The following is a 9,795-nucleotide window of genomic DNA, read 5'->3' as shown; positions in this document are numbered from 1 at the left end:
GCCCCCGACACGTCGAAGGAGACGCATCGATGACCGCCCCCGCACCCGCCCGCAGGCGCCGCTCCGGCATCCGCGGGCACGAGGCCCGCTACGGCTGGCTCTTCACCCTCCCCGCGATCCTCGTCATCGGCGTCTTCCTCGTGCTGCCCATCGGCCTCGCCCTGTGGGTGAGCGTGAGCAACTGGAACGGCCTGGGCTCCCCGCTGGGTCCGACCGCGCAGTTCGTCGGCGGCGAGAACTACCAGGCGGTGCTCACCGAGCCCGGCCTGGCGCAGAAGGACTTCGGCACCGCGATCCGGAACAACCTCTACTACGTGCTGCTCGTCGTGCCCCTGCAGACGGCCCTCGCGCTGTTCCTCGCGGTGCAGGTGAACCGGCGGATCCTCCGCGGACGCGGCTTCTTCCGCACCGCCTTCTACTTCCCCTCCGTCACGTCCTCGATCGCGATCACCGTGATCTTCCTGTTCCTCTTCAGCGCCTCGGGCGTCGTGAACGCGGTGCTCGGCTGGTTCGGCGCCGACGGTCCGACCTGGATGGCGGACCCCTCCGGGATCCTGCACAGCCTGCTGGGCGCGGTCGGCGTCGACGGCTCCGGCCCGCTGGCCGCCGCCGCTCCGCTCGGCCTCACCTGGTGGGACTGGCTGTCGGGCCCCTCCGTCGCGATGTGCGTGCTGATCACGATGGCGATCTTCACCACCTCGGGCACCTTCATGCTGCTGTTCCTCGCGGCGCTGCAGAACATCGGCGCCGAGATCGACGAGGCCGCGCTGATGGACGGGGCGGGGCCGCTGCGCAAGTTCTTCTCGGTCACCCTGCCGATGCTCCGACCCACGCTCTTCACGGTGCTGACCCTCGGCCTCATCGGAACGTGGCAGGTCTTCGACCAGATCTACCTGACCGGAGGGGGCTCGCCCGGCAAGACCCTGCTCACGCCCGCGTTCCTCGCCTACGAGTCCTCGTTCACGGACCTCCGCTGGGGCCAGGGCGCGGCGATCGCGTTCATCCTGTTCTTCATCATCGTCGTGCTCACGCTGCTGCAGCGGGCGCTGCTGCGCGAGAAGGGCGAGCCGCGCACCGGCCGTCGTGCCGCCCGGGCCGACGCCGCCACGACCCTCACCACGGGAGGTGTGCGATGAGCACCCTGATCGACTCCGGCACCCGGCCCGTCGACGAGACGCCGGCCGCCCCGCTCCCGCGCCGCCGCGTGCACCTCGGGGCCCGAGGCCGCGCCTCGCTGATCGGCGGCTACCTGCTGCTGATCGCGCTGGCGCTCGTCTACATCTACCCGTTCCTGATCTCGGTCGCGTCGTCGTTCAAGACCGACGCGGACGCGACCTCGAACCCGCTGTCGCTGCTCCCGGCGACCTGGTCCTTCGCCTCGTACGAGCGGCTCTTCACCGACGTGCCGCTGCCGCTGTGGACGCTCAACTCGGTCATCGTGACCGTGTTCGTGACCCTCGGGCGCGTGTTCTTCGACTCGCTCGCGGGCTACGCCCTGTCGCGGCTGAACTTCCGCGGGCGGGGCTTCCTGTTCGCGCTGTTCATCGGAGTGATGAGCGTGCCGGCGGTCGTGCTGCTGATCCCGCGGTTCCTGATCCTCAAGCAGCTCGGGCTGTACGACAGCTACGCCGGGATGATCGTGCCGCTGATCGTGGACGCGGCGGGCATCTTCATCATGAAGCAGTTCTTCGACTCGATCCCGCTGTCGATCGAGGAGGCCGCGCGGATCGACGGGGCCGGCGTGTTCCGCACGTTCCGCTCGATCGTGGTGCCGATGGCGCGCCCGGCGATCGTGACGCTGTTCATCCTGTCGTTCCAGGGCTCGTGGAACGAGTTCTCGCACTTCGTGGTCTCGCGGCAGTCGCCGGAGCTGAACACGCTGACGACCGGAGTCGCCTCGCTCGTCTCAGGGCAGCTGGGCACGGGCAACCAGTACCCGCTGCAGCTGGCGGCGGCGGTGCTGATGTCGATCCCGGTGGCGGTGCTGTTCTTCGTCTTCCAGAAGCGGATCATGAACACGACGGAGGGCGCCGAGAAGGGCTGAGGCCCGGGCGGGAGATCTCGATACGGCCTGCGGCCTACTCGATCAGCAAGGGCGGGTGGAACGAGGTCCCGCGATTCTCGCTGGCGCCGCCTGCTGGTCGAGTAGCCCCGAAGGGGCGTATCGAGACCGGCATCTCCGGGGGTGGGGGATCTCGATACGGCCGCGGAGCGGCCTACTCGATCAGCAGGGGGCGGGGGCGGCCGGCGCTACTTCGCGAGGAACTCGAGGACGCGGGCGTTCCACTCCTCCGCGTGGCTGACGTTGACGCCGTGGGGGCCGCCCTCGACGACGTGCAGCTCGGAGCCGGGGATCGCGGCGTGCGTGCGCGCGCCCGAGCCCTCGAACGGCACGGTCGCGTCGCTGTCGCCGTGGATGACGAGCGTCGGGACGGTGACGAGCGGCAGGTCCTCGCGGAAGTCCGTGGTCGCGAACGCCGTCATGCAGGCGAGCGCGGCGACCTTCGACGACTGCTTCGCGAGGGCGAGCGCGTCCTGTCGCTGCTGCTCCGTGACGACGAGCGTGCCCTCCGCCGAGAAGAACTGCGTCGTGAAGTCGTCGTAGAAGGCGTCCTGGTCCTTGGTGAGACCGGCCGTCATCTCGGCGGCCTGGGACTTCTCGAGCGGGCCGTCCGGGTTGTCGGAGCCCTTCATCAGGTACGGCGGCACGGCCGATGCGAACACGACGCTGCGCAGGCGCTCGGTGCCGTACTTCGAGAAGTAGCGGGCGACCTCGCCGCCGCCCATCGAGAAGCCGACGAGCGTGACGTCCTGCAGGTCCAGCTCGGTGAGCAGCGCGTGCAGGTCCTCGGTGAGGGTGTCGTAGGTGTAGCCGGTGAGCGGCTTGTCGCTGCGTCCGAAGCCGCGGCGGTCGTAGCTGACGACGCGGTAGCCGGCCGCGGTGAGCGCCGGGACCTGCTCCGACCAGGACTCGCCCGAGAGGGGCCAGCCGTGGATCAGGACGACCGGGCGGCCCGATCCGCCGGTGTCGTCGACGTGGAGGTTCGTGTCCTTGAAGAGTCCGTGGTGCGCGGTGATCTCGGTCATCGGTGAGTTCTCCTTCCGGCGCCGACCCTCGGCGTCGATGGTGCTTCGAAGGAGAGTAGGGGGCCGGATGGGGAGGACGCCTGGGCGGGAGGGAGGCTTGACAGCCCCCTCCCGCACCGGCAGGGGTCAGACCAGATCGTCGACCGCCGCGAGGATCTCGGCCGTCTCGGTGCGCGTCGTGTAGTCGACGTGCACGTCGGCGAAGCGCACGACGCGTCCCGCATCGACGACGAGCACGGTCGGGAAGGGGATCGCGGGCGTCTCGTCCGCGTTCGAGTCCTTCACCGCGAAGCCGAGGGAGGTGTGCGCCTCGATCGCGGCGTCGCTGGGCGCGGTCACGATGCCCAGGCGACCAGCGAGGGCGTTGCCCGGGTCCGAGAGGACGGTGAAGCCGAGCTCGCCGTCGCCCGTCGAGCGGGAGCCGTCGGCGCTCTGCGGGCTGATCGCGACGAAGGCGACTCCGCGCTCGCGCAGCGCCGGGGCGAGGGTGGCGTCGTAGTGGCGCAGCGTGAGGTTGCAGTACGGGCACCAGGCGCCGCGGTAGAACACCAGCACGGCGGCTCCGTCGCCGAGCGCGGAGGAGAGCGCGACCGGCTCGCCGTCGACGGTGAGCACCGTCGCGTCCGGCAGCTCGTCGCCCGCGGACACGGCGTGGTCGGGCACGCCGGCCGAGACGAGGTCGGCCTGCTCGCCGGCGAAGACCGCCGCGAGGTCGTCGCCGATGGCGGCGGTGAATCCGGTGGTGAACTCGGCCGACTGCTCGCCGATCGTGGGGGTCGTGGTCGCGGGCATCGTCGTCTCCGTCCGGCGCCCGCTGCTCGGCCGCTCCAGCGGCGATCGTAGACGCGCTCCTGTGACACCCGCAGGGGGGACGTCACGCTTCGTCACAGTGGACGACGAACGCCGCCCCGGCCGGAGCCGGGACGGCGTCCCTGAGGAGTCGCGCCTACTGGAATCCGCCGCCGCGGTCCTCGTGGTCCTCGATCGGGTCGGAGTCGGGGGCGTCGAGGGTGAAGGTCACGTGGACCGACTCGCCGACCTCCTTCGCGGCGACGGCGGTGTAGACGAGGTGCGTCTCCTGGCCGTCCACGGCCGCGTAGACGTCGACCTCCTTCTCGTAGCCGCCGTCGGTGCTGACACGGGTCTCGGTCTGGCCGTCGAAGGGGCCGCCCTGGAAGAAGGCGAGGTAGCTCTCGCCCTCGGCGAGTTCGCGGATGTCGTTGCTCATGGGTCCAGGTCTACCACTCGCGGCGGGGCGTCCGCCGGGCCTTGCGGCGGCGGCCCGTGTGCGGACAGGGGCGCCGGAGGAGCCGAGGGCCGTGCCGGGAGGCGAGAACGTAGGATGTCGGGGATGACGATCGGACGCCGCACCTTCCTCTCGGGAGCCGCCACGGGGGTCGGCCTCCTGGTCCTCGCGGGCTGCACTCCGCCGCGTCCCACGCCGACCCGCTCCGTGACCCAGGCGCCGGTGCCCACGCCGAGCACCACCGCCGTGCCGACGCCCGCCGCCTTCGTGCGCTCCGCCTGGGGCGCCGACCCGTACGCGCTCGGCAGCACCTCCTACCTGCCCGTCGGAGCGACCCCCGAGCATCGCGAGGATCTCGCGCAGAACGTGCTCGACCGGGTCTTCTTCGCCGGCGAGGCGACCGACTCCTCCGCTCCGGGCACCCTGCAGGGGGCCTGGAACTCGGGCGTCCGGGCGGCCGGCGAGATCGCCGCGATCGCCGCCGACGGCGAGCGCATCGCGATCATCGGAGCAGGTCTCGCCGGAGCCGTCGCCGCCCGCCGCCTCGTCGACGTCACCAACACGGGCACCGTCGCGGTCGCGGCCCTGCAGCTCGAGTCCTCGGCCCCGGTGGTGGGGGCGAGCAGCTCCGACGGCCTGCAGATCGCGCTCGACCGCTGCTCGCAGCCCTGGTCGACCGACGGGGCGACCTGCGGCGGCACGATCACTCCGATCGCGCCCGACCGGCCCGCCACCGCCCGGATCGACCTGCCCGCGTCCCCCGCCTTCGCGGTCGGAGCGACGGATCACCTCCGCCTGACCCTCCGGCTCCCGGAGTCGTCGCCGACCGCCGCGCAGGGCACCACCGGGTCGATCGCGCTCACCGTCATCGGCGTGCAGCGGCCGGGCCGCCACCTCTGAGTACGCGATCGAGGTCGGCAGGGTCGGAATCCGTCGTCCGAGCGCTCTCCGGGCGTCACGACCTCGGTCGCGTACAGCGTCAGGGCCGCGCCAGCACCGACACCGCCTCGTGGAACGTGTCCCCCCCCACCGCCACGCCCTCCAGGCTCAGCGCCGTCCAGGTCCCTCCGGTCCGCACCACGACGCCCAGCTCCTCCGCCGGCCGCGTCAGCGTGCGCCGCAGCTCCAGCACGAACAGTCCCGGCCGCGCCTCGCGGACCTCGGGGCTGCGTCGATCGGGCAGCATCACGGCACCCCTCCGTCCTCGCCCGGGAGCGTCAGCGGTAGACGCTCCACTCCTTCTTGATCACGCGGGTCTCCTGGCCGTTGACCGAGATGATCCACTCGCCGTCCTTCTTGGCCAGGACCCGCCCGCGCAGGTACTGGGGCTCCCAGCCGTCGGCACGCGGCACCCACTTCACGAATCGCGCGAACCGCCCCGGCGCTACGTCGTCTCTCGACATGATCGACTCCCCTCGTCCTCCAGCGGGCCTCGCGCTCCGAGTCGGTCACGCGTCTCCACCGGGATGTGAGGACTGTAAATCGGGGTCCTCGGATGTGTGGAGACCGTTGACTCCACGACGATCGTCTGGCAGTGGCCGCACCCGCGCCTCGGGGGTCGACGCCGGGTGGACGGGGAGCGAAGCGGTCGCGGAACCGGGTTCCCCTCCCTCCGTCACCGTCCCTACCCTCGATCCATGACCTCCTCCGATCGCGAAGCCCGCCTCGCCGACGTCTTCGTCGCGCTCGCCGACGCCCTGCGCCCCGAGCACGACGTCATCGACACCCTCGACACGCTCGTGCAGGCCGCGACGCGCTTCACCGCGGCGGTCGACGCCGGCATCGTGCTCGCCGACGCCGACGGTGCGCTGCACGTCATGGCCTCGACGAGCGAGCGCGCCGCCGAGCTCGAGGAGGAGCAGCTGGGCACGACCGAGGGCCCGTGCCTCGAGGCGTTCCACGGCGGCGCCGTGGTCGAGTCGACCGACCTCGCCGAGACCGACCGCTGGCCCGGCTTCACCCGCACCGCCCTCGAGCGCGGGTTCCGGGCCGTGCACGCGACTCCGCTGCGCCACCGCGACCGCACCCTGGGCGCGATCAACCTCTTCGCGAAGGAGCCGGGCCCCTTCAGCGACAACGACATCGCGGTCGTGCAGGCCCTCGCCGACGTCGCGACCCTCGGTCTCGTCTTCAGCGAGACGCTCCGGGAGCAGAACGACATCGCCGCGCAGCTGCAGCGGGCGCTCAACTCCCGCGTCGTCATCGAGCAGGCCAAGGGCGTGCTCGCCGAGCGGCAGAACATCAGCGTGGACAAGGCCTTCACCCTGCTCCGCGCGCACGCCCGCCGCACCGGCGCGAAGCTCCGCGACGTGGCGCACGGAGTGGTCTCGACCACCACCACGCTCTAGGACCCCTACGCCCCGACTGCCGCGCTGGCAATCCTCTTCACCCCGAGGTCGGGTCGGGCGCAGGGTGTCCGGCATGAGAAGACTGCACTACTCCAGCGGCCACATGCTCGTCGGGGACGTCACCTGCAAGGCCGTCCTCCGCTACGCGCGCGCCCTCGCCGATGTCGGCAAATCGGACGTGGTGCAGATCCCCGTCGTCACCGAGGGCGGGAGCCGCGCCTACGCGCACCTGCTGATCGGTCCCGCCAGCCAGCTCTACTCGACCCCGGTCGAGAACAGCCAGGGCGACGATCCGGTCGACGAGGAGGTCGTCGCGCACATCGAGCTCGAGACGCGGCGGATGCAGCCCGCCCGCCCCTCGTGGAGCGACGAGATGACGGACATCCCCGACGTCGACTTCCTCGACGACACCGACGTGTCCAGCCCGTGGCGGCCGATGTCGTGATCGACATCGCAGCAGTCAACCCCCGGACCCGGACGCACAGCCTCCCCGTAGCGTGGAGGATCGGCGCGGTTCGGAGCGTGCGGACAGGGCGGCCGCACCGGGCGCCCGCGAGGGCGGGAGACGCGATGGGCAGACTGTTCTACGACTCGAGCACCGAGGCGGACTTCGAGGATCGACTCCTCGCGCACCTGCAGGTCGTGATCGGCGCCAAGCTCGGCAAGGGCGAGCGCTCCTACCTCTCGTGGAAGGACGGCAGCGGCTCGGGCAACGGGCGCACCGCCATCTGGCTGCACCCCGCGATCCCGCTGCGCTTCACGTACTTCGGCGGCCGCGCGCCCGCGATCAACCCGGAGTGGATCCGCCGCCTGCTGCAGGACTCGTACACCGCGCAGGGCCTGCGCATCACGGCCGAGCCCGAGACAGCGGTCCCGGATGCCGCGGTGCGGGCATGACGCGCGTCGAGCTCCATTACGGCGGCCGTCTCTACACGATGGGGAACGTGTCGGTGCAGGAGGCGAAGCAGCTCGTCGCCGAGGTGCTCGGGACGGAGCCGCACTGGCTCGAGGTGAACCAGGGCGAGGGCGACCTGCGGACCGCGCACCTGCTGCTGACGCCCGGCGTGGCCCTCGCTCTCAGCGTCGCCGAGTAGCGGCCCGCAGCACCGCGACCGGAGGCGCAGGGCGCGTCAGACGCTGCTCCCCCGCGGCGCCGCGGTCGCCGGTGCGAGCAGACCGATCAGATCCTCCATCGTGTCCACCCGAGCCGAGCCGGTCGCGCCCAGGGCGCGGTACGACGGCGGATCGGTCGGCAGCACGTAGCCCAGGGGTACGCCGTCCTCGGCGACCGTGAGCAGCACCTCGCCGGCGAGCGCATCAGGGGCGCCGATCTCGATCCGCCGCGAGCCGATCGCCGCCGTCTGCGGCTCCTTGCGCGCGAAGTGCACCCACTGGGGTACCGCACCGGTCATCGTCGTCCACCTCTCGTCGATCGTCCCGCCGACGCTACGTCGGGGTGGGAGCGCGGTGGAGAGGGTTCCCCCTGCGCGCCGCGGGTGATATCCCGTCACCGGCGCGGGCCGACGACGTGGCGGCAGCCGATCCCGTCGCGCCGCAGACCGTCGCGCTCGAGTCGGAGGCGCACACGGACCCGTCGCGCGTCGGGCAGCGCCAGCGCGGCCCAGCCCCGCTCCTCCTCTCGCAGCGCCCGCAGACGGGCGAGCGCCGCCGCCCGGGCGTCCAGGCACGCCGACTCCGCGATCCTCCGCAGCTCGTCCTGCAGCAGCTCGAGCTCGACCGCGGTCGCCCGCAGCACGACGATCCGGTCCTCGCGCGGGGCGGAGCGGCGGACCCGGCGCGCCGGCCGCCGATCCGTCGCGATCGAACCCTCCTCCGCCTCGGCGACGAGCGTTCCCACCGGATCGAGCACCGTCCCGCTCATCGGATCCTCCATTCCCGCGCTCCGGAGGATCCCGGAGCTCTGCGGTCCTCGCAGTCCTAGCCGCCGCCTGCTCCAGAGCTGCAGCCCCTTGCCCGGGGACCCCCGGATGTGATGGGTCCGTCGGCGCGGTCACCGTCCGAGCCGGGCGACCTCCGTGATCCGGCAGCCGACGGCCCCCGCCCCCGGGCCGCTGAGCGCACTCCCGCCCCGTTCGACGCTCCGGGGCGTAGGGTGGCCCACGCATCCCGGACCCCGATGCTCGGCCTGATCAGGCCTCAACGGGCAGGGGAATCCATGGAACCGGTACGCGCACCGCAGTCGGCGGCGACATGGGCTATCTGAAGCTCGCCTCGCTCCCGCCCCTCCAGGTCGACGACGTCGCCCTCACCCGCCTCGAGTACGCCACGGCGATCCTCCGGCGCGACGGGGACTCCGGGCTGCTCGTCTGGGTCGCCGAGGGCACGCCGACGTCGTTCGCCACCGTCGCGCTGTCGGAGTCGACGCCGATGGTCATCGAGTACGACAGCGCCGACGAGGGCGAGCCCGACATCGGCTCCGTCACCCGCCTGCTCGTCCGAGCGCGCGGCGAGACGGGCGAGTGGATCATCGGCCGGCTGGCCGACCGGGTGCGCTGAGGCGCCGTCCCGCTGGTCGGGGGCGCTACACCGTCGGGATGGCCGCCGTGTGCACGGCGTGCTCGTGCTCGGGCTCGGGCGAGATGCGCAGACCCTGAGCGCTGTACGAGTCCATCAGCAGCCGCCGCACCCACTCCGGGTTGATGGACGGCGCCCGCCCGCCGAAGTACTTGAAGCGCAACGGGATCGACGGATGCAGCCACAGCGACGTCCGTCCGTCGCCCGCGGCTCCCGCGTCGCGCCAGGAGAAGTAGAAGGACTCGCCCTTGCCGAGCTTGGTGCCGATCACGATCTGCAGATGCGCGAGCAGCCGATCGTCGAAGTCCGCCTCGGTCGTCGAGTCGTAGATCATCCTGCCCATGGCCGTCCCCTGTCGCCGCTCGCGATCCCCGCCGGACCGCTGCTCGGGCGGAGTCGTGGACGCCCTCGCACCTTCGACGCTACTCAGGGGCTCCCAGGATGCAAGCCCGTGGACGGATCCGCGCTGATGGGGCAACCCGTCGATCCGCGCCGGACGCGTCGGAGCGGTTCGCCGACCGGAGCGGATCCCCGAGCCGCCGCGCGGCCTCGCACCTCCCGCCCCGGAGCGCAAGGGCC

General features: G+C 72.0%; 16 protein-coding genes. 8 read left to right on the top strand and 8 right to left on the bottom strand.

Features of this window, described 5'->3' with window-relative positions; all coding sequences use genetic code 11:
* Positions 1–29 precede the first annotated feature (29 nt).
* Both NB037_RS17075 and NB037_RS17070 read left to right on the top strand, forming a co-directional pair.
* Complete coding sequence (locus tag NB037_RS17075) at positions 30–1,136, top strand: carbohydrate ABC transporter permease (RefSeq protein WP_251947909.1); 1,107 nt, start codon at positions 30–32, stop codon at positions 1,134–1,136.
* Positions 1,133–2,044 (top strand): carbohydrate ABC transporter permease, encoded by a 912-nt coding sequence (locus tag NB037_RS17070; RefSeq protein WP_251947907.1) that lies wholly within the window; start codon positions 1,133–1,135, stop codon positions 2,042–2,044. Before NB037_RS17075 ends, NB037_RS17070 begins: the two co-directional genes overlap by 4 nt.
* 206 nt (positions 2,045–2,250) lie before the next feature.
* Here NB037_RS17070 and NB037_RS17065 read toward each other — a convergent pair whose 3' ends face one another.
* From NB037_RS17065 to NB037_RS17055, 3 genes are all read right to left on the bottom strand, one after another.
* Positions 2,251–3,087 (bottom strand): alpha/beta fold hydrolase, encoded by an 837-nt coding sequence (locus NB037_RS17065; protein ID WP_207403608.1) that lies wholly within the window; start codon positions 3,085–3,087, stop codon positions 2,251–2,253.
* 126 nt (positions 3,088–3,213) lie between these two features.
* The gene (locus NB037_RS17060) at positions 3,214–3,879 is read right to left on the bottom strand and encodes a peroxiredoxin-like family protein (RefSeq protein ID WP_251947905.1); all 666 of its coding nucleotides are present in this window, start codon (positions 3,877–3,879) and stop codon (positions 3,214–3,216) included.
* A 154-nt stretch (positions 3,880–4,033) separates the two neighbouring features.
* Positions 4,034–4,315 (bottom strand): hypothetical protein, encoded by a 282-nt coding sequence (locus tag NB037_RS17055; protein WP_055789301.1) that lies wholly within the window; start codon positions 4,313–4,315, stop codon positions 4,034–4,036.
* 123 nt (positions 4,316–4,438) lie between these two features.
* On the opposite strand from NB037_RS17055, the gene NB037_RS17050 reads away from it, so the two are divergent.
* Entirely contained in the window at positions 4,439–5,233 is a 795-nt protein-coding gene (locus NB037_RS17050; RefSeq protein WP_251947903.1) for an FAD-dependent oxidoreductase, read from the top strand.
* Positions 5,234–5,312: 79 nt separating this feature from the next.
* Here the strand turns inward: NB037_RS17050 and NB037_RS17045 are convergent, their stop codons facing one another.
* The gene (locus NB037_RS17045; RefSeq protein ID WP_251947900.1) at positions 5,313–5,519 is read right to left on the bottom strand and encodes a hypothetical protein; all 207 of its coding nucleotides are present in this window, start codon (positions 5,517–5,519) and stop codon (positions 5,313–5,315) included.
* A gap of 31 nt (positions 5,520–5,550) precedes the next feature.
* A complete protein-coding gene (locus NB037_RS17040) occupies positions 5,551–5,736 on the bottom strand; it encodes a hypothetical protein (protein ID WP_251947897.1) in 186 nt (61 codons plus the stop codon).
* Between the two features lie 234 nt (positions 5,737–5,970).
* On the opposite strand from NB037_RS17040, the gene NB037_RS17035 reads away from it, so the two are divergent.
* The 4 genes from NB037_RS17035 (at position 5,971) to NB037_RS17020 (ending at position 7,775) form a co-directional block, all read left to right on the top strand.
* On the top strand, positions 5,971–6,681 hold the full coding sequence (locus tag NB037_RS17035) for a GAF and ANTAR domain-containing protein (protein WP_251947895.1): 711 nt from the start codon (positions 5,971–5,973) through the stop codon (positions 6,679–6,681).
* Positions 6,682–6,754: 73 nt separating this feature from the next.
* Positions 6,755–7,126: a hypothetical protein gene (locus tag NB037_RS17030; protein WP_251947893.1), complete on the top strand. Its 372-nt coding sequence runs from the start codon at positions 6,755–6,757 to the stop codon at positions 7,124–7,126.
* Between the two features lie 125 nt (positions 7,127–7,251).
* Positions 7,252–7,578, top strand: a complete 327-nt coding sequence (locus NB037_RS17025) for a DUF7882 family protein (RefSeq protein WP_251947891.1) — start codon at positions 7,252–7,254, stop codon at positions 7,576–7,578.
* Positions 7,575–7,775 carry a hypothetical protein gene (locus NB037_RS17020; RefSeq protein ID WP_251947889.1) on the top strand — a complete coding sequence of 67 codons (201 nt, stop codon included), beginning with the start codon at positions 7,575–7,577 and terminating at the stop codon, positions 7,773–7,775. Before NB037_RS17025 ends, NB037_RS17020 begins: the two co-directional genes overlap by 4 nt.
* Before the next feature lie 36 nt (positions 7,776–7,811).
* Here the strand turns inward: NB037_RS17020 and NB037_RS17015 are convergent, their stop codons facing one another.
* The gene (locus NB037_RS17015; RefSeq protein ID WP_251947887.1) at positions 7,812–8,093 is read right to left on the bottom strand and encodes a hypothetical protein; all 282 of its coding nucleotides are present in this window, start codon (positions 8,091–8,093) and stop codon (positions 7,812–7,814) included.
* Positions 8,094–8,188: 95 nt separating this feature from the next.
* Positions 8,189–8,563 (bottom strand): hypothetical protein, encoded by a 375-nt coding sequence (locus NB037_RS17010; protein ID WP_251947885.1) that lies wholly within the window; start codon positions 8,561–8,563, stop codon positions 8,189–8,191.
* A 329-nt stretch (positions 8,564–8,892) separates the two neighbouring features.
* Between NB037_RS17010 and NB037_RS17005 the strand changes: the two genes are divergently transcribed.
* On the top strand, positions 8,893–9,198 hold the full coding sequence (locus NB037_RS17005; RefSeq protein WP_251947883.1) for a hypothetical protein: 306 nt from the start codon (positions 8,893–8,895) through the stop codon (positions 9,196–9,198).
* A 25-nt stretch (positions 9,199–9,223) separates the two neighbouring features.
* Here the strand turns inward: NB037_RS17005 and NB037_RS17000 are convergent, their stop codons facing one another.
* Positions 9,224–9,559, bottom strand: a complete 336-nt coding sequence (locus tag NB037_RS17000; protein ID WP_251947881.1) for a DUF7882 family protein — start codon at positions 9,557–9,559, stop codon at positions 9,224–9,226.
* Positions 9,560–9,795 lie beyond the last annotated feature (236 nt).

Source organism: Rathayibacter rubneri (assembly GCF_023743255.1).
Taxonomy (GTDB): Bacteria; Actinomycetota; Actinomycetes; order Actinomycetales; family Microbacteriaceae; genus Rathayibacter; species Rathayibacter rubneri.
The sequence above is the reverse complement of the archived record's forward strand: the minus strand, read 5'-3'. Positions and strand labels throughout refer to the sequence as shown.